Here is a 20,421-nt window from a genome sequence, read left to right as displayed (position 1 = left end):
GCTAATCTCAGGGAGCAAGCTCCCGTCGATTCGCTCGACTTGCATGTATTAGGCACGCCGCCAGCGTTCGTCCTGAGCCAGGATCAAACTCTCCGAAGAAATGTTTGACTTGCTCATTTGCTTTTTTGATAGTGTGTGCTCACTTAAAATTTAACGTTGGCGCTTTGTTTTGTTCAGTTTTCAAAGAGCAATATTCCCCATCGCTTCTTTAGCGACTCATTCATTGTAACACCTTTCAAACATAAAGTCAACAACAAGTTATCATTTACTTGTTTATCCTTTTTGTCTCAAGCGGTGTATTTAATATATTAGCACTTGCAAATAGATAAGTCAATTTAATCTTTTAAAATTCCGTTCATTTTTTTCATGAACCACTTTCTTTCTATAAGAAGCCAGACCCTGCTAATGAATTATCATAAAAGGAGAGCAGCTGATTATAGCCACCCCCCTTTTATTAATGATTATTTATTGATAGAAATTACGTCCGCTTCTTCTCTATTTACATTTCCGGCCTTTTCAATCTTCACAGTTTCACCTTCGGAAAGGTTAGTAAAGACGATTGGCGTAATGATAGAGCTGGCATTGTTTTTGACATACTCTATATCAACTTTAAGCAGCGGCTGTCCACTTGTCACTTTATCTCCTTGAGCAACAAGCGCTTCGAAACCTTTGCCTTCTAACTTAACTGTATCGATCCCGACGTGTATCAAGATTTCACGTCCAGCTTCGGAAACGATTCCTATTGCATGTTTAGTCGGGAATAGGTTAACGATAGTACCGTCTACAGGAGAAACAACCACTCCCTCCTCAGGTACAATTGCAAACCCATCACCCATCATTTTTTCAGCAAAAACTGCATCAGGCACTTCCGTGATCGGTTTTAATTCCCCTTTAATAGGAGAAACAAAACGCTCGGAAACTTCATCCGTCCGTAAAGGTTTCGGGACGACATCCTCAATTTGCTTTTCCACGCCTACTTCAGGAGACGCTTCAACTTTACGAGGCCTTTTTCCATCGATGATATCTTTCATTTGCCCCTTGATAGTTTCTGAACGCGGTCCGAAGATTGCCTGGATGTTATTGCCCACTTCCAGAACTCCCGCAGCACCAAGTTTCTTCAACCTATTTTTATCGACGTTACCGATGTCATTGACTGATACACGAAGACGGGTAATGCATGCATCCAAGTGAGAAATATTTTCTTTTCCGCCCATAGCATCCAAAATATCTCCTGGAAGACTTCCAGCTGTACTTGCAGATCCTTCAGCTTCCTCATCCTCTTCCGCTTCACGGCCAGGAGTTTTAAGATTAAACGTCCTTATCGCAAATCGGAATCCAAAGTAATAGATAACCGCAAAGACCAAACCAACCGGAATAACGATCCATGCATTGGTTTGCGGATTAATTAAACCGAACAGTACGTAATCGATCAACCCACCTGAAAACGTCATCCCGATTTTTACGTCCAGTAAATGCATGGTCATGAACGATAGACCCGCAAACAAACAGTGAATCCCAAAAAGTACCGGTGCAACAAATAAGAATGCAAATTCAAGTGGCTCAGTAATCCCCGTCAAGAAAGATGTAAGCGCCGCAGAAGCCATCAAGCCCCCGACTATTTTCTTTCTTTCCGGTCTTGCTTCATGATAAATGGCCAAGGCCGCAGCTGGTAACCCGAACATCATGAATGGATACTTACCAGTCATGAAGGTACCTGCCGTTAAATTCTGTACACCATCTTTAATTTGTGCCATGAAGATGGCTTGGTCTCCTCTGACTGGCGTTCCCCCGCCTTGAGGGATGTAGCTGCCAAATTCGAACCAAAATGGCGAATAGAAAATATGATGCAATCCAAAAGGAATCAACGCACGTTCTACAACCCCAAACACGAAAGCTCCCAGAGTCAGGTTGGCACCCAACATATTTTCAGAAAATGAATTTAACCCCGATTGAATCGTCGGCCAAACCAAAATCATCAACAACCCAAGGATAACTGCGCTTGCGGCCGTTACAATTGGTACAAAACGTTTACCTGCAAAGAATCCTAAATAAGAGGGCAGTTCAATTTCATAAAATTTATTATACATAACAGCAGCCATGACACCGACAATAATACCGCCGAACACGCCCGTTCCCAACGTCGGGATTCCCAGAACATTGCTATACACCGCACCATTGTTCTCAATGTCGGCAGCGTCAATCCCGAGAACGGTTCCCATCGTTACATTCATAATCAAGAACCCGATAATCGCAGCCAGGCCTGCAACACCCTCTCCGCCAGCTAACCCAATCGCGACCCCAACAGCAAACAACAAGGGAAGATTCCCAAAAATAATATTTCCGGCATTCTCCATTACCGATGCAACCATTTCCACTCCGCCACTCGCAAGAAACGGGGCGATATCCAACAAAGTTTCGTTTTGCAATGCATTACCAAACGCAAGCAAAATTCCAGCCGCCGGTAAAATGGCTACAGGAAGCATCAAAGCTTTTCCGATTTTTTGCAAAACACCAAACAACTTCTTAAACATAGGCTTTCCTCCTCTTTACTGTTTTTTCCACGCTAATAAAACGGTTACATTAAACGATGGTATTCACCTTCCCACGCATCAGAATTCAAATACAAAAAAAGGCATAAGCAAAGATAGGATTGAAATGAAAATTCAGGTATATAATACCCTCTTTCATAACAATCATTCTCCTCACTTATGCCTGATCGAATCAGTAACACGTAGGTTAATGTTCTTTTATTTTATTTTCTTTTGTAATCGTTGGATATGCATCGTTAAATAGACAGCTTCCGCATCACAAACCGGTTTGCCTAATTTCTGCTGCATAATTTTTATTAGCTTCCAAGAGATATTGTAACACAGAGGATATTCTTCTTTCAATAGCATTGCTATTTTTTCGGGTTCCTCAACTTTTTCCCCAGCCAACACCCTATCTATCATGAATCTTAAATGACGGACCAAACGTGAATAGTCTATGCTATCCTTATTAATTTGTACGTTGAGCTGTTCCTCAACGACTTGGATAAGATGATAGATTAACTGCGAATGCTGATTGACTTCCGATAAGTCTTTATTTGATATTGCACTATGAATATGAAGCGTAATAAAACCGATTTCCCCTTGGGGCAGGCCTATGCCTGTCTTATCTTGGATTAATTCGATTACATCAACAGCAATATCATGTTCAAAAGGATAAAGGGTTATCGTTTCTTTCAAGAATGGGTTTTTGATAGTCATTCCTTGTGAAACTCGCTGAAGGGCGAACAATAAATGATCAGTTAAACCGACATGTATGTGTTCATTGAGTTTCCCAGTTACCCGATCGTTAATGAGATGAATGGATTCTATAATGGCAGCTTGAAGATTTTGATCGATCTGCGGCAAAAGTTTTTTGTAACTTTCCTGTTCCTTAACATTTTTCAGGACAAACGTTTTATCCGCAAGTTCCGGACTTAACTCTTCGCCTTTCTTTCGGTTGAAGCCTAAGCCCTTTCCAATAGAAACGACTTCTCCATACGATGGATGCGTGGCAATCACCACGTTATTGTTCAAAACCTTTTCAACGATAAAACCATTCATTTTTCTCCCTCTTTTTTTCTCAAAGTCATCCTTATGCACCATACAGAATAAAGTACTTAGTCCTTTTACTATACACGATATGAGCTTTCTCTTACAACATGAAAGAAGAGCCCCGAAATCCGGGACTCTTCTTTCTTACTTGCATTATTACTTCAAGAAAATGAAATATAGCAGGAAGACGACTCCAAGACCCCACATGATCGGGTGAACCTCTTTAGCTCTACCTTTCATCGACATGGTGATTGGATAGAATATGAATCCGCAAGCTATACCTGTCGCAATTGAATAGGTCATAGGCATCATGATGACCGTAAAGAAGGCCGGAACCGCAATTTCGAACTTTTGCCAGTCAATATTTTTAAGTGATGATGCCATCAATACTCCGACTATAACCAATGCCGGCGCAGTCACCGCAGATGTCACAACTGAAAGAAGCGGGAAGAAGAAAAGGGATAGGACAAACAGTAAGCCTGTCACCACAGCAGCGAAACCGCTTCGAGCACCAGCAGCAACACCTGATGTAGACTCTACATATGATGTCGTGGTGGATGTACCAAGAATTGCACCTGAAACGATGGATAATGAATCAGCAAGTAATCCTTTTCCCACTCTAGGTAGAACATTATCCTTCATTAGTCCAGCTTGTTGCGCAACAGCCACTAACGTACCGGCTGTATCAAAGAAAGCTACGAACAAGAAGGTCAATATCACGATTAGCATTTGACCAGTGAAGAGATCACCGGGATTTCCGAAGGCATCGAACGCAACCCCGAATGTTGGCGCTATGCTAGGAACGGCACCGATTATTTTCTCCGGCACCGGAACTTGCCCAAAGATCATTCCTGCAATGGCCGTGATGACCATACCTACGAACACGCCGCTTTTGACGCCTCTCGTCATCAAAATGACGGTTACGACAATTCCGAACACAGCCAATAAAGTATTTCCTGATGTCAAGTCGCCCAGTCCGACAAGTACGCTGTCATCATTCGTTATGATTCCAGCATTCTGAAACCCTACAAAGGTAATGAACAAACCAATACCGGCTCCAACTGCGTATTTCAATTCGACCGGTATTGCATTAATGATTTTCTCACGTATTCCCGATAGGGAAAGCAAAACGAAGATTATACCTGAAATCAATACCCCTGATAAAGCTGTCTGCCAAGGAATCCCAAAACCAAGTACAACGGTAAAAGCGAAGAAAGCATTCAATCCCATGCCCGGGGCAAGCGAGATTGGATACCTGGCTATAAGTCCCATCAATATCGAGCCAATTGCGGCTGCTAAGGCGGTAGCTGCAAAAACCGCTCCGTAGTCCATTCTCAATTCATCCGGATAGTCCTCGATACTTTGTAAAGTCAGCATCACAGGGTTAACAACCAGGATATATGCCATTGAAAGGAATGTAGTTAGTCCGCCAAGTATTTCACGGCGATAATTAGTTCCCAGCTCGTTAAACCGAAAATAATTTTTCATTATGAGTCTCCCCTATCATAAAATCATAAGCCAACAGAAAATGCCCCATTCACTTTTGAACGGGGCTTGACTGCAGTCATGTAAAGAAGTGGCGGTTTATCCATACCCGCCAATCCATACACATCGTAGTCAAGCCGTTCACGGCAGCTTGGTAGAAACTTTTGGGCCATATCCCCAATATTATACGACAATTATGTTTTTTATTATTATAGGTATAGTGTACCAATCACTAAAATAATCGTCAATATACCAAACGAATATTTTTTATGCAATTTTAGGAAATGTTCGCTTTTCGCTATATATCTCTTACTTATTATGGTTATATATTCGCCAACATACGGGAAATGTAAGTAATCTACATATTCAAAAAATTATTTTAACCAAAAAAATCAGTGAAGGTTAATTCCTTCACTGACTGGATGATTTTAATCTTCTATTCCCACTCGATCGTTGCAGGCGGCTTAGACGTAATGTCATACACGACGCGGTTTACATGGTTTACTTCATTAACGATTCTCGTTGAGATGATTTCAAGTACATCCCATGGGATTCTTGCCCAATCGGACGTCATTCCGTCAATGGATGTAACCGCACGGATTCCGATTGTATAATCATACGTACGCGCGTCGCCCATTACCCCAACGCTTCGAATGTTAGGAAGCACCGTAAAGTACTGCCAAATTTCACGTTCCAAACCATTCTTTTTAATTTCCTCACGTAAGATATGGTCAGATTCACGAACGATTTCAAGTTTTTCATCTGAAATTTCGCCTAATACACGAATACCTAAACCTGGACCCGGGAATGGTTGACGCCAAACGATTTCATCCGGAATGCCCATTTCACTTCCAAGTGCCCGCACTTCATCCTTGAATAGAGTGTTCAAAGGCTCAATCAATTTAAATTGCATATCTTCCGGCAGACCGCCAACGTTGTGATGCGATTTAATTGTTTGTGCAGTGGCCGTACCACTCTCGATAATGTCTGTGTAAAGTGTACCCTGTGCAAGGAAATCAATTCCTTCGAGCTTCGTTGCTTCGTCATCGAATACATAGATGAACTCGTTACCGATGATTTTCCGTTTTTGTTCCGGATCTGAAACGCCAGCAAGTTTCGATAGGAAACGGTCTTTTGCATCGACCTTGATTACGTTCATATTGAAGCCTTCACTGAATGTTTCCATTACACCTTCGGCTTCCCCTTTACGAAGTAATCCATGATCAACGAAAATACATGTCAGCTGGTCGCCAATCGCTTTATGGATCAATACAGCAACCACGGATGAATCCACACCGCCGCTCAATGCGCATAACACTTTTTTATCTCCGACCGTTTGGCGGATTTTCTCCATCTCAATTTCAATGAAGTTCTCCATCGACCAGTCACCTTTACATCCACAAACGCCGAATACGAAATTTTTCAAAATGTCATTCCCGTATACCGAATGACGGACTTCAGGATGGAATTGCACGGCATACAATTTACGTGACTCGTCACTCATAGCCGAAATTGGGCAAGACGGGTTCGTCCCATCAACTTTGAAACCTTCAGGCGTTTCCACCACTAAATCACCATGGCTCATCCAGACGATTTGTTCTTTCGGCAGGTCGCTGAATAACTTAGACTCATTTTGAATGGAAAGTGTCGCTTTTCCGTATTCACGGTTTTTCGCTGGCTCCACCTTACCGCCAAAATGTTTAGTCATAAGCTGCATTCCATAACAAATACCGAAAATCGGAAGGCCCATTTCGAATATGCGTTCATCACAACCAAATGCATTTGCATCATAAACACTGTTCGGACCACCTGAGAAAATAATTCCCGTTGGGTTCATTTTCTCGATTTCTTCTACAGTAATTGTATGAGGATGAAGCTCACTGTACACACCAAATTCGCGGATACGACGAGTGATCAATTGATTATATTGGCTTCCGAAATCAAGTACTACGATCATTTCCTGGTTTTTTTGCAATTCTGTTTTCCCCGGCACAAACGTCACCTCTATCAATGTAATTCACTCATAAAATCGAGTGATAATTTCTTATAAAAAATATTATCATAAAAAAAGAAAAACTAAAAATCCACCCTCAAAAATACAGAAAAAGTATAGACGAAGGCAGATTTTCAGCTTTCCTGTTAAAATCCGCCTTCATAGTCAAATCATTTACGGTGATTCGGTAGAAACTTTCGATCCATATTATCGAGGATATATGAAGGATATATTAGTTTAAGTTAGTTTTTGTTATTGTATCAATATAATAAAAACCTGGTCAAGAGCTAGTTTTTCTCATTAAACTTTCCCAAGCCTTTTGAAAGTGTTTCCATTCGCCATCTTCCACGTCTCCACGATATATCATTAACTCGTATTTAGCCGTTAATTCACTCATCTCATCCGTATCGTACACTGCATCCACATAGGCGGCGTACTCCCTTAAAGTTTGCCCCTCCGGACGAACCAAACCAGCTCGTTTTAACTGTTTCAATAATATTAAATAGGCAGTCGAGAAATGAGCACCGGTTTTCTTTCTATAACGAAGAATCTGCAGATGGGGAATCCACTTCCTTCTGAAGAAATAACCAATAGAAGCAAGTATCAATACACCTGACAGTGTGATGGCAGTCCATTTTAAGAACCATTCCATGTTCCCTGTTTTCAAGGGTGATCGAGTTTCCCTATCAGGTGTATCATGACGTTCCTTGGCCTCTTTCCTTGTTTGCTCTTTATTAATTGGGGTTTCTTCAGTGTTCTTCACTTCCTGTTTCCATTCCGAATCGTAAAATTCAACTTCCCCATCAAAACCCTTTGTCGGCTCGAAGGGAACCCAGCCTATCCCTGCAAAATAAACCTCGACCCAGGAATGTGCATTATTATTGGTCACCTTATAAACGGACTCGCCATCAAGGATTGATTTTTCCCCTTCCGTATAACCCTTTACCCACCTTGCAGGCATATTGGCGGCTCTTAGTAAAACGACCATTGCACTTGAAAAATTATCACAATACCCTATCTGTGTCTCGAATAAGAATTGATCGACATAATCTTGATTGCTCTCCGGATAGGGAATATCGTCCTTAGAATAAATGAATTCAGGTCCGTCAAAATAATCCTCAATGACTTTTGCTTTATCGTACCAATTTGTTTCATTCCTTATTAGCCGGGATGCCAATTCATATATCCGGTTTGGCAATCCCTCTGGAAGCTGAGTGTTTTTTTCCATTATTAAATCCATCGACCCGTCGGGATCCGTTACCTTCCTTAACTCAGCTATATCAAAACTCTGCATATCATAGCTAAGCTCATACTCTTTCAGGGAAAGTCGTTCGCCATTATCCTGTTCGGAAATAACTTTGTCCATCCCCTGATAATATTTGAAATCCTTCCCGTTTTTGGCCTCAATCTTTTTTAAATACCCGGATTGCGGATGAAGGATATGGGAATATGGTTCCATCATGGACACATTTGCCGTCATTCCTTCTGTCCTCACCACTTCAGTAACGTCATGAAGACCTAAAGATGCCATATCCTGTCCGTTGGAAAAAGTGTGAAAGTCCGTTTCCAGTATGGAATCCCACCCTTTACCGGTATAAATATCCTTGTTCTCGACTTTCCAGTAATGTCCTGCAGGAGCATTATTATAAAAAACGATGGAACTATCCGGCTCTATCGAACCGCCAAGCTCCGAATCGTCTTCATCATATCCCACACTTTTCCGCTTCGAACCGCCTTCTTCTTTCCCCGCTTTATCAGAATAAGAAGTAATATAAGGCACCGGGTCCGGCCACTGCGGAGAGAGCTTCGGGGCAGCGAAACCAACAAGGACACTTACCAATATCATGCCGGTCAGCATCAAGATCCACTTATTGATGGAAGCCATCGGAAACTTGATCCTCTCCTGTATCGTCAGTCGCAGCAGGGACAGCAGGCCTAGCATCAAGAAGCCGATGATGATTATTCTAATCATTGCCATATCCCCCGCATAAGGAGTGAATGTGTCAAGCACAGATATAAAAATCACCGTTAACATAAAAAAGAAAAAGATGCTTTGCCTCACCATCACCCAGTAATGGATCAAGTATGTTACAAGCCAAAGAAGGACAAAAAATAACAACGATCGAAATGGATTTGTGATCAACTCCCAATTCCCATCATATATAAAACCAAGATTGCCCTTAAAATCCGCTAGAAATCCTTTCAGCCATGACAATTGAAATAAAGCGTCTTTTGAATGGAGGAACTGTAATGAAATCATTATATAAGCACTATTGAGAATTACTCGGATTGACCAATGTAGGCGGAAATAATGCAGCAGCAGGGAATAGAGCAAAAATAAAATAAAAATGATGATATTACCTGTATCGGTGAGTTTATCGACAGGCCTTAACCATTCAGTAATCAACAACAGACCAAATACATACATCAAGACATGCATGAACCTTTCCAACTTATCGGTAGTGACATTCACTTTGCCATCACCTCTGATCTATCAAACTTTAGTTGGCCCTGTTCAAAAAAGCTAACCTTCAACCCCCTCGAAACAGCTGTAGAACTTGACAACCTTTCCTCATCAGTAAGATTTGCCTGTTTCTTAACACATAACATTAATCCCTGATTAGGCTGGAAAGCACTCAATATGTCCACTTTTTCTAAAGTTAAGTCTGAAACGATGAATATCACAGCAGCGTTTGCCGGAAGAATTCCCTTCCTGACATTTTCATTCAAAGCGTTTACAGCACTCGGCTCTTCTTTAACAAGTCTGTAAAAAATCTTTCGTTTCTGGTTATTGCCTGCTGCTGCCGGTATGATCATCCTCGACCCCATACTCACATACCCAATTTCCATGCCTTTCTTTAACATGGCGTGAGCAACGGAAGCAGCCATTACAATGGATTCTTCGAATAAATCCGACGGCTTTTCATCAAGCATGATGAATACATCCCGGCTTTTCTGCACTTCGAATTCCTTCGTCATGATTTCACTCGTTCTGGCCGTCGCCTTCCAATTAATCCATGACAACTGATCGCCTGGCTGATATTCCCTTACTCCGGATACCACTGAATGTTCCCGTTGTGTTTTCTTTGTTGAAACCACTGTCCCCTGATTGAACACTCGATCAAAATCACTGTAGGCAAGCTCATGATAACGAGGAAAAACAGTTATTTTCAGAGGTGAACTATATATCGCTTCCTTTTCGACTAACCCGAAAAAGTCCCCAACCCAAAAGCGGATCGATTGAAACGAATGCTCTCCACGCTCCATGTCTTCCAAGGTATATGACATGCTGAAGGTACGCCTGAATCCTGGAAAGATAATGATTTTCCTTTGGAATCCCCTATCCTCCAGACGCTGAGGCAATTCCTCCTCTACCACCATAAATAATAGGGGCAGCCGGTTTTTACGGGTAAACGTCAATGCTATTTCAACAGATTCGCCGGCCTGGCATTCCCTTTTATTGACCTTTCTCTCAACGATCAAATCATGCAGCGGATAAAACAGCAGAATCAAAGCGTACACAGAAAACGGCAAAAATGAATAAAAAATGAACCAACTGACAAAACCACCTTGAAACATTGCATAGCAAAAGGAAACGGTCATGAGTAATACAAGTCCGACCACACTCATATTTCCCCTTAAAATGTTGATGAATTTGCGCATTAGGTCATAGCCCGCTTTACGGGCACCTGTGTTGTCGCCACAACTTCATGTATCACCATTCCAGCATCGAAGCCATCATACTTCGCTTCGGGTTTCAAAATAAGCCGGTGGGAAAATACGAATGGAACCAAATATTGAACATCGTCCGGCAGAACATAGTCCCTGCCCTGGATCAGCGCGTAAGCCTGGGCTGCCTTCATCAAGGCTATCGATCCACGCGGGCTTACACCTAAATAGACCCCTTCATGCGTACGTGTTCGATTCGCCAATTCAACAATATATCGTTTTATTGTGTCATCCACTATCACAGCTTTTACCTCAGCCTGTAATTCTATCAATTCATCCAAGGTGATGACGGCTTCCAGCTCATCAAGCGGTACCGTGTATTGAGCTCTATTAAGAACCTCTATCTCTTCTTCCACACCCGGATAGCCCATTTTCATTTTTAATAGGAATCTATCCAATTGAGCCTCCGGAAGCGGATACGTCCCCTCGTATTCGATCGGATTTTGTGTCGCCATTACGAAGAACGGCTTCTCCAATCTCCTTGTGACACCATCAATCGTCACACTTGCCTCTTCCATGGCTTCAAGTAATGCAGATTGAGTTTTCGGCGAGGTCCGGTTAATTTCATCGGCTAAAATAATATGTCCCATTATCGGACCTGGCCTAAAAATGAATTCTTGTTCCTTAGGATTGAAGATCGAAACACCAGTAACATCAGAAGGAAGTAAATCAGGTGTGAATTGAATTCTCTTAAAGCTTGCACCTATAGATTTTGCCAGTGCCCTTACCATGACTGTCTTCCCCACGCCCGGAACATCCTCCAATAAAACATGTCCACCGGAAAGGAGTGCCACGATACTTAGTTCTGCTATATCCCGTTTTCCGATAATCACCTTTTCGATATTCCCCAGAACCATTTCCAGTTTTTGATTGACCTGCTTATAAATCATTCTCTACCTCCCGGGATTCACAGTATCACCATTATTTCATACCTTTTCTATATCAAAATTTTACATTAAGCTCCAATTAAACCTTACATTGTAAGTTTACTAGATATTCGGTAAACCATAAACGAATTTGTCCTAAATTATTAATGCGGTCTATTGAAAAAAGGTATGGTAAACTGTTGCTAAGTGAATATGAATCTTGCAGAAAAAGGTGCTGCATGGTCAGCTTAATAGGGAATTCGGTTTAAAACCGAAGCTGTTTCCGCAACTGTAAGTGCTAATGAAATAAGATGTTTACAACTATTTGAGGTTGTAATCGCTCGCCGATTACCGGCCATTTAACCCAAATGGGAAGGTTCTTAGAGTAAAATGACGCACAAGCCAGGAGACCTGCCTTTTTTCATCGTATTATGCTCTTCGGAAGATAGGAGATTGCACGGCTCTCCCATCTTTTTCTACTACAGATACATAGAAGCCTGAAGCCGACCAAAACTCTTGGTCGGCTATTTGTCTTGCTGGGAAAAGCAATACGGAGGTCATCCACCCAATACGTAAAAGGAGGAAGATTTATGGCAAAGAAAGACTTTCGTTTTTTATGCTATCCGATCATCAGGGCAATGAAGCCACGCCGCACCGATCAGTACATTTTAAGGAGACCTCCTTTCTGTCTTGTTTATGCTAAAATGAATGCAATCCACTCATAAGATATAAGAGGTACTGATCATGTATAAAAAATTTTTCATTTTAATCTTCGCAGCCGCCCTTCTTTTAGGGCATATTAAAACCGTTATGGATATGTAACAAAACAGCCCGATTCCTGACTTTTGCCAGGAATCGGGCTGTTTTCATTTTCGATTAACATCACCATTCAGCTTCCCCATTTTCGGGATAAGGATAAAAAACAAACAAACGACCAAAAGTGCCAAAATGATGCCGAGCAATATTGTTAGGTCAAAATTAAGGGAAGGCTCTGTTTCTTCTTCGCTTCTCGTTCGAATGGCGACTTCCGAGAATAATCCAAGCTGTTCTGATTTTGAAGCGATGGTATTATTCTGATTCTCTTTTACAGGAGATAGAAACAGTGAGTCCTTCACCGAGTCAACGGCATCATATTTCCCTCTTTCAAAAGTGAGGTCCTTTTGTTCTTCAGGCAGTTTCCGCTTCTGTTCCAACAATCCTTCTTCATGGAAATACTCCGTTTGAATATCAATATCCTTTTCTTGATATTCATTGGGCTCCACCATGGGTTCCTCTACCGCCCCGCCATGAGGTGCATGGCTAAAAAACAGGATGAGCAAGACAGGCATTACATATTTATTCCACTTCATGGGCCATTGCTCTTCTTTCTGTAAGACGCTTCACTATATATGGAATGATCGTTGCAATAAGCGTCAGCACAATCAAGATGATACTAGCCGGAATGAATGCCGACTGATTACCGAATTGTATGGACATGTATACGTCCGCAACCGGGTGGTCTACATTGAAATTAGGCATGATTAAATCCAATAATGGAATGGTAAAGAAACTGATCAAACCAATCACCAGGATAGCACCGACAAACGGCCCAATCGAGAACGCTAGTCGGGTAAACGCTGCACAGAAGAATAAAAGCAGGACGGTGAATACGGTCCATTTAATCTCCTGCATATCTCCCAGCGGATAGATCTTCAAACCATACATGCTGATGATTAAACCTACGATCAGGTTCAATAAGGTAAACAAGGCCGCATGGACCATCATTGGAATGGTTTCATAATGATGCAGGAAGAAACCAATCAATAACCCAGAGATGAGAATGATCACCAACATGACGATCGGCGGGATATTAACCTTTTCCTGATGAAGGACTTCCCCGCTGATTTGTACGGGATTCGCTAAATATTCGTACACATACCCATTCTGCTGATCATCGACTAGAGTATTGTTCAAGACACTATATACATCCGTCTTGATTCTTTCGGTTGAGTCTACATTTTGGGACCAATTGTCATTAAGCTGATCGGCCCTTTCCTGTACTGACCCCACTTTCGCTTGCAGGTCCGCTGTATCCTTCGTGACCGTGTCCTGTCGTTCCGCTACAGAATTGACAAGTTCGGAAATGAAGCCGACAGTTGTTGCCGTATTGTCTTGAAGTGATACAAACATTTCTCCATCAAGATTAACTGGAGGTTCAGCCTCCATTTCAGGAACTTCCATATGATCTGACAAATTGGCAGACACTTCTTGAGCCTTTCCGGTAATTGCCGCTAATTCAGCTAAAGTGGCTTTCTGCCCCGTTTCAACGTTGGCATCATATTCTTTCATATAACCCTTAATGGACTCTGAGAACATGCCGAAGTTCTCATTGACTCCTGCTAAGCTGGCTTTAACGAGTTTCGCTTCTTCATCTACGTTTCCGGAAACCCCATTTTTCAAGTTTTCCAATTCTTTTATATTGGCTGCAAATACCTTATCTACATTTGCTTCCGTGACTCTTTCAGCCAATTCTCCATAAGATGAGAGTGAACCGTAATAGGCAAGGAGGGTAGTTGAATCCCGATTGGTGATAGGATTCTCAAAGGCCCTCACCAGCACCGCTCGCCTTTCTCCCCCCACTTTTCCAAGAAGTGACTGTTCGAGAGTCTTGATTTCTGCTATGGCCTCATCGATTGTCATACTCTGGATGTCCTGTAATTTTTGAATATCTTCCTGTGACTTTTTCCATTGGTCACCTAAATCCTTATAATTCGTGCCGAGTTCATTATAATCAGCTTGTAATTGCGTAAACTGTGCCAGCAGCTCATTATACGAATCTACCAGTGTATTGAACTCAGTTATCACTTGGTTATAATTTCCTGTCCTTCCGTTTACCGTTCCGCTGAGATTATTGATTTCCGTTTGGAGTTCTGCGGTAAGGTTGTTGATTTGTTCAGCAGCTCCTTCACTTCCTTCTGCCGGCACCAAACTTTCAAGTGCCGTGTTGATTCCAGTGATTTGATCCAGCAGTACCTGTAGCGACAGTTCATCAATCGGGTCCTTCTTTTCAGGTGCAGCAACCGATTCATCTTTGCCCGTTTCCGTTTCGATATCTTCTATAGGCGTCGTTCCTTCACCAATGACTTCCCCATCACCAGAGCCGCTTGCAAGATTTCCTCTTTGCACAAGCAATGTAGACTGAAGGTTATCAAGACCCGCCTCTTCCGATTGTTTCAATCGTTCAATCGAGCTTTGTTGATCTTGGGTGATTTTCGTAATTTGTTCTACTTGTTTGTCTTTCATGCTTGTTGAAAATTGTTCCAATTCATTACTGCTGGAATCAATCTTCTGCTGCATGATACCAACATTCTCACTAATGCCTTGATCATTAAGGCTGTATTTCGTATTCATCCCTTGCTGAATCTCCGGTATCGACTGGTTCCCTTCATTCAGCACCTTGTCATATGATTGAACACTCTCGTTGACAAGTTGCTGATTTTGAGCCGAAGCCTTCTCAAAAAGAATACTTTGAGCTTTTTGATATTCCTCAAAAGAAACTACATCTTCTACAAAGGAGGCCATTTGAGTCTTGGTGTTCCCTATTTCATCCATTGTTTCATTACTCGTTTTACCAGCATCCTTCGTTTGGGCAAAGACTCCTTCAAGCATGTCCTTATGCTGCTTGATTTCGCCGGCAAGGCTTTCCGAGCTTGGAGTATAAAACTCATACATCGTGTTTTGAAAAGCGATTTCTTTAGCAAGGACATTATCGAACTTCTTACGGATGTCCTCTACCGATTGGGAAACATAGCTCCAATACTGTGTTGAAATATGCTTATTCATTTTACTCTTTGTCTTCTCTAATTCCTTTTGTACCTTTTCCATGTTCTCTGCATTCAAACTAGGTTGTACCTTGTATTTTATTCCCGCCTTGACAGGCTGTTCATCATCGAACGTATAAATATTCTCTGAAAAATCGGATGGAAAATATATAACTGCATCATACTTTTCATTTGCAAGCCCACTTTCCGCCGTACTTCTATTAACCACAAACCACTGATATTCAGAATCCTTGTCCAATGTAGTAACAAGCTCTGAGCCCACGAAAATAGGATTATTATTAAATTCAGTGCCATTATCTTCATTTACAATGGCGATTTCACGAGAAGCCGTTTCTGTCTTTTTCATTGGATTTTGGCCAATATAAGAAAAAAACAAGACCGGCAGCGCTAAGATCACCAGTATTTTACCGATTAATAGCATCGGTTTTATTTTTTCAGACACTCTCTTGCACTCTCCTTCTTTCTTCACTTAGTGGTATTTGGATTTTACTCTCCTGGCCATTCAGCACAAAGTATCCGTAACCCGGCTGTATTTCTTCTTCTTTTCTGGAATAGGAGAGGGTATACAAGCTTTGGTCCGATTTTTTAATAAGCAAAACAGCCTGTCTGACTTGTTTCAATTCGGTTGTCAAAGAATCATACCCCTTCGTGAAGTCGTTGGCATTTCCAGCGACAACCAGACTAAACCCGAGGTGGCTGTACTGTTTCATCAAACTGCTGATCCTATCCTGAATCCTGCCGTCTATCGTTTGCTGGATCCTTGAAATGCTATCTATGACAAACATGATCCGTGAGAATTCCAGTTGCTTCATCGGTTTATTTTCCAATGCCGCTAGATAACTTCGTTCACGTTCTCCAAATATTTCAGAGATATGATCGAGCCATTCGGTTATCTGATCTTTTGTTTCCACATAGCTCACCTTCTCCTCTATAGCATAAGAGGATAGACCACGGTCAACTCCGTCAAATAAACCAATTTCCCCAATTTCCTGTGTAAGCATCGATTCCAAGAGCACTTTAAGGACATTCGTTTTCCCTTTACGTGACTGTCCTACGACAAGCAGGAATGGATTGGAATTCAACTCCACGAAAACAGGTGCAACACTTTCCTCTGAAAGCCCAATTGGAATGGAATCCTTCTTAATGGCTTGTGAGCAGTAACTCTTGAAGCTGCTGGAATCAAGATATGCCGGTAACATCGGAATCGCCGGCGGTTTGGCTGTTTCCTTATATGTAACCTTATGTTCTGCCACGGCTTGTTTCATTTCTTCCAAGACGGCTATATCATCCGTACCATCGGCTGGTAGATAAACCTGCGTTAGATAGGTTTGGTCCTTTTTCACCAACGCCCTACCCGGAACAGGTTCATTTTCATAAGGGGTTCTCCCCAAAACTGAATATTGTTCCGAACTGTCCATTAAGTAATGGACGACCTTCGTCTTAAGACTATTCATTAACGGCTGGCGAATCGCATTGATTCTCGTTGCCGTTAAGATCATGAATATTCCAAGTGATTGTCCATCACGTGCAAACTGAACGAATTGCGCTTCCTGGTCTTGCATCTCATCCTTCACTAAGTCGAAATTGTCGACCACGATATAAATAATCGGCAATTTATCTTCCACTAATGCATTATAAAGCTTTATGTTACTAAGCTCCTTTTCTGAAAAAAGCTGCTTACGCCTTTCCATTTCCCCCTTCATGAATAACATGAACTTTTCAATTTTCCTTAACTCATCGAACCTGAAGTATTCCCCTGTATGAGGCAGCTGTCGCATTGGCAATAGAGCGCTATTCCCGAAATCGAAAATATAATAATGCAGCTCTTTTGGACTGAATTGATCTGCAAAACTAAAAAGAAGTGTCAAAACGGTGGTTGATTTGCCGTATCCGGAAGAACCAAAAACCCCAACATTTCCATCTTCAATCCAGTTATATACATAATTTGTCTGGCTCTGCAATTCGGGCTCATCCTTCATTCCCAAGTGGAATTGATTGCTCGTCAAGCTTCTTTCAGCATTTCTCGATAAACGATTTGAAAGAGGCGGCAGCCATGGGCTTGCCAGCTTCTTAATATCCATTACTTCCTGTGTCGCCACAATTCGATCTGCCACGGCTTCAATTTCACTAATCTTTTCTCTCTTCATATTAGTGATCTGTTCCGATACATTTGAGATTTGAACAAGACCGAGGTCCGTGACAAGTGCCACTTCATCCTCAGATCCAACCGTATCCTCTAAATATGGTGCACCGCTCCACGCAGACTGGAACAATTCATAAACCTCGTTATTTCCTACCTGCAAATATCCCCGTCCGGTGACAGTAATATTTGCCGCATCACTATTTTTAAGAATTTCCTTACTATCATTGGCATCCTGCACTTTCAAGGAAATTTTAAAACGGGCATTGCTCCAAATCTGGTTATCAATTACACCGCCCGGCTTTTGTGTAGCAAGAATTAAATGAACTCCCAAGCTCCGTCCAATACGCGCCGTACTCACTAATTCACGGATGAAATCCGGTTCTTCGTTTTTAAGTTCCGCAAACTCATCTGATATCAAAAATAAATGCGGTAACGGTTCATCCGCTTTGCCTTCTTTGTATAAGTCCGTGTAATCGTTGATATGATTGACTTCATATCGATCGAACAAGCGCTGGCGTTTCTTCAATTCACTATTGATGGAGGCTAGTGCCCTGGCACTGAAGTTCTTGCTTCCCTCAATATTCGTAATGACTCCGAGCAGATGCGGAATCTGCCTGAATGGCTGTGCCATTCCCCCACCTTTATAATCAATGAGCAAAAAAGCAACTTCATGCGGATGATAATGAACGGCTAATGATAGGATGTAGGTTTGCAGTAATTCACTTTTCCCCGACCCTGTCGTCCCAGCAACCAATCCATGGGGGCCATGGGCCTTTTCATGCAAGTTCAATTCAACCCTATCCGTTTTCCCCTTCAATCCAATGGGAACTGCCAAGGATTTGGAAGACTGATTGGTCCGCCAGTTTTGGCTAATAGGCAGATCTTGCACTTCACGAACTTTCAATAATTCCAGAAATGATACTGTTTCCGGTATGGAATTGTTCATGCCTTTTTGATGATCTAGTGAACGCAGCGTACGTGCATATCGCTCATTCCCTTCTTTTGAATGGGCATCAAGTTTAAAAGGAGTATGAACGGCCTTCGTTTGCTGGATGAGAATTTCACCTTCAAGATCATTTATATACTTCACAAGCGTATGGACATTTTCAGTCAAACTTTCTTTTGCATCCGCCGCAAAAATCGTCGAGATACCTAAATCGTCTGTTTTACCTTCTAAATATTCCAATATGACATGCTCCGCAATTAAATTACGATCCGTGACAATAAAGACAAAATGGGGAGTAAATCTCATTTTCCCTTTGTTCTCATCCAAATCCCTTTCCCTCAATAGCTGATAAATCGAGGTCAGTAGCTGGTCACGTGATTGCTCATTATATATAAAGCCTTTTGCATAGGCATGCGGCAATTGAAAGTGAGGGAGCCATTTCATCCATTCCCATTCTTGGTAATCCTTTTCCGGAAAAATGGCCACAAATCGAACATCATGATAACTATGAAAAAAGGCCAGCTGCCCAATCAATTGTTGCAGCTCCCGTTTAACAATCGATTCCTTTCCGACCAGGCCCATCGATCCGCTTGATAAATCGATGGATAACGGAAGATCATCCAGGTTTTTGTATACATCCACAAGTTCTTGCGACTGCTCAAGTAAATCATCTATATCCCGATTGGACATATCGCTACTATTTACCGATACCTCATAACTTGAGGGTATGGTCGCCGTTCCGATCTTAAAGTGCAGGGCATCTTCACTTTCCAAAGTTCGCTCCCATATACGGTCGCTGATACTTTCAGTGAGAAGCTTCATCCTTTCAAAAGAAGGGTAATGATAGAAAAGCACATTCTTTTGTGTCTCAGACAGCTCTTGCAATTCTTCCCTCTTCTGCTCTAGATACCTGGTATATACACGTTGGCGTTTTTCTTCTCTAGATTTTTGCTTCTTTTTGTCTTTAAAGTATTGTACCGTCGAGGTAACTAAAGTCGTTGTGAACATCACAATCGATATGATGATGAAAATGCCCCGAGGCTGAATGACCGTGATGACCCCCATGACGATTAACATCATTAAAGGCGGCATAAGGATTAGCCATAACCCTCTATTATTATCTTCCGATTCCTGGCTCGGAAAAGATATTGTCACTTTCTCATCCGGCAATTCGTAGATCATCCTTGGTGTCCTGCGATATTGTGGATAGTTTTTTTTCATTTCAGAAATTGGCTTCTTCATTTTAGATAAAGATGTTTCATAGCTCTCGGCACAGTGAATCATCAATAAGTCGCCTTCAACCAACCTAAGCGCCATATTCGGCCAGCAAATCAGATCACCATTTTGAATGGGAACAGTCTTCGTCACCCTTTCACCATTCAGGAATATCGTGCTATTTTCCTTTGGCATGAGAAGCCACTGCCCTTTATGAAGCAAAAAGGAAAATCCATTGCCTGAAACTGGTCCTTCTTTACAAATGGTCGCTCCCACCTTGGCCGATAAAGTGACTTCTTTCAAATTGCCTATATAATAGAGGCTTTCTTCCAATTCCCCTGCTGTATAAAAAATCCCGACCGTTTCTTCTCCTTCATGAAAGGTGAAGCTTTGGAATGGCTTTACATCGCCAAGTTTCTTGTCCTCTCTAAACACCTCATATCCATCAAGTTCTTCCTGTTTTTTTAGCTTGATGGAACCATGTTCAAAGGGAATGGAATAAACCGTGATCGTATCCTGTTTTGATGGCCCAATCGTAATTGGACCGTTATGATCGTCCTTGATCGTAAAGGATTGGTAGGTCTCCTTAGAATAAATCCATAATAAACTCATTAAATCTCACCTCCGCAAAAGGCCCATTGC

Annotated in this window: 11 protein-coding genes, 1 rRNA gene and 3 riboswitches; of the genes, 1 reads left to right on the top strand and 11 read right to left on the bottom strand. The window is 41.8% G+C overall.

What is annotated here, in order from left to right; translation table 11 throughout:
- The 8 genes from N0M92_RS23440 to N0M92_RS23405 form a co-directional block, all read right to left on the bottom strand.
- Positions 1-99: ribosomal RNA gene (locus N0M92_RS23440) — 16S ribosomal RNA — on the bottom strand; the annotation flags it as partial.
- Between the two features lie 362 nt (positions 100-461).
- Positions 462-2,531: a glucose-specific PTS transporter subunit IIBC gene (gene ptsG, locus N0M92_RS23435; protein WP_260288110.1), complete on the bottom strand. Its 2,070-nt coding sequence runs from the start codon at positions 2,529-2,531 to the stop codon at positions 462-464.
- Between the two features lie 216 nt (positions 2,532-2,747).
- Positions 2,748-3,590 carry a glucose PTS transporter transcription antiterminator GlcT gene (gene glcT, locus N0M92_RS23430; protein ID WP_260288109.1) on the bottom strand — a complete coding sequence of 281 codons (843 nt, stop codon included), beginning with the start codon at positions 3,588-3,590 and terminating at the stop codon, positions 2,748-2,750.
- Between the two features lie 147 nt (positions 3,591-3,737).
- Positions 3,738-5,069 carry an NCS2 family permease gene (locus N0M92_RS23425; RefSeq protein WP_260288108.1) on the bottom strand — a complete coding sequence of 444 codons (1,332 nt, stop codon included), beginning with the start codon at positions 5,067-5,069 and terminating at the stop codon, positions 3,738-3,740.
- 106 nt (positions 5,070-5,175) lie between these two features.
- A riboswitch (purine riboswitch) is annotated at positions 5,176-5,277 on the bottom strand.
- 225 nt (positions 5,278-5,502) lie between these two features.
- Entirely contained in the window at positions 5,503-7,059 is a 1,557-nt protein-coding gene (gene guaA / locus N0M92_RS23420; RefSeq protein ID WP_311202594.1) for a glutamine-hydrolyzing GMP synthase, read from the bottom strand.
- A gap of 142 nt (positions 7,060-7,201) precedes the next feature.
- A riboswitch (purine riboswitch) is annotated at positions 7,202-7,303 on the bottom strand.
- 36 nt (positions 7,304-7,339) lie between these two features.
- The gene (locus tag N0M92_RS23415; protein ID WP_260288105.1) at positions 7,340-9,532 is read right to left on the bottom strand and encodes a DUF4129 domain-containing transglutaminase family protein; all 2,193 of its coding nucleotides are present in this window, start codon (positions 9,530-9,532) and stop codon (positions 7,340-7,342) included.
- On the bottom strand, positions 9,529-10,689 hold the full coding sequence (locus tag N0M92_RS23410; RefSeq protein ID WP_260288104.1) for a DUF58 domain-containing protein: 1,161 nt from the start codon (positions 10,687-10,689) through the stop codon (positions 9,529-9,531). The genes N0M92_RS23415 and N0M92_RS23410 overlap by 4 nt, the downstream gene beginning before the upstream one ends.
- 32 nt (positions 10,690-10,721) lie before the next feature.
- Entirely contained in the window at positions 10,722-11,678 is a 957-nt protein-coding gene (locus N0M92_RS23405; RefSeq protein ID WP_260288103.1) for an AAA family ATPase, read from the bottom strand.
- 189 nt (positions 11,679-11,867) lie between these two features.
- Positions 11,868-12,087, top strand: a riboswitch (cobalamin riboswitch).
- A gap of 157 nt (positions 12,088-12,244) precedes the next feature.
- Between N0M92_RS23405 and N0M92_RS23400 the strand changes: the two genes are divergently transcribed.
- Positions 12,245-12,379 (top strand): hypothetical protein, encoded by a 135-nt coding sequence (locus N0M92_RS23400; protein ID WP_260288102.1) that lies wholly within the window; start codon positions 12,245-12,247, stop codon positions 12,377-12,379.
- 141 nt (positions 12,380-12,520) lie between these two features.
- Here N0M92_RS23400 and essA read toward each other — a convergent pair whose 3' ends face one another.
- From essA to essC, 3 genes are read right to left on the bottom strand one after another with little or no spacing between them, the layout of a single operon-like run.
- The gene (gene essA, locus N0M92_RS23395; RefSeq protein ID WP_260288101.1) at positions 12,521-13,003 is read right to left on the bottom strand and encodes a type VII secretion protein EssA; all 483 of its coding nucleotides are present in this window, start codon (positions 13,001-13,003) and stop codon (positions 12,521-12,523) included.
- A complete protein-coding gene (esaA, locus tag N0M92_RS23390) occupies positions 12,990-15,917 on the bottom strand; it encodes a type VII secretion protein EsaA (RefSeq protein WP_260288100.1) in 2,928 nt (975 codons plus the stop codon). The genes essA and esaA overlap by 14 nt, the downstream gene beginning before the upstream one ends.
- Positions 15,910-20,391, bottom strand: coding sequence for a type VII secretion protein EssC (gene essC, locus N0M92_RS23385; RefSeq protein ID WP_260288099.1), 4,482 nt, complete (start codon positions 20,389-20,391; stop codon positions 15,910-15,912). The genes esaA and essC overlap by 8 nt, the downstream gene beginning before the upstream one ends.
- Between the last annotated feature and the right edge of the window lie 30 nt (positions 20,392-20,421).

It is taken from the genome of Peribacillus aracenensis (assembly GCF_025175645.1).
GTDB lineage: Bacteria > Bacillota > Bacilli > Bacillales > DSM-1321 > Peribacillus > Peribacillus aracenensis.
This window is presented reverse-complemented; position numbering and strand designations above follow the sequence as displayed.

Bases quoted from the DNA above. Each gene is read 5' to 3' on its own strand.
- ptsG (WP_260288110.1), bottom strand. From the start codon at position 2,531: ATGTTTAAGAAGTTGTTTGGTGTTTTGCAAAAAATCGGAAAAGCTTTG.
- glcT (WP_260288109.1), bottom strand. From the start codon at position 3,590: ATGAATGGTTTTATCGTTGAAAAGGTTTTGAACAATAACGTGGTGATT.
- N0M92_RS23425 (WP_260288108.1), bottom strand. From the start codon at position 5,069: ATGAAAAATTATTTTCGGTTTAACGAGCTGGGAACTAATTATCGCCGT.
- N0M92_RS23410 (WP_260288104.1), bottom strand. From the start codon at position 10,689: ATGAGTGTGGTCGGACTTGTATTACTCATGACCGTTTCCTTTTGCTAT.
- N0M92_RS23405 (WP_260288103.1), bottom strand. From the start codon at position 11,678: ATGATTTATAAGCAGGTCAATCAAAAACTGGAAATGGTTCTGGGGAAT.
- N0M92_RS23400 (WP_260288102.1), top strand. From the start codon at position 12,245: ATGGCAAAGAAAGACTTTCGTTTTTTATGCTATCCGATCATCAGGGCA.
- essA (WP_260288101.1), bottom strand. From the start codon at position 13,003: ATGAAGTGGAATAAATATGTAATGCCTGTCTTGCTCATCCTGTTTTTT.
- essC (WP_260288099.1), bottom strand. From the start codon at position 20,391: ATGAGTTTATTATGGATTTATTCTAAGGAGACCTACCAATCCTTTACG.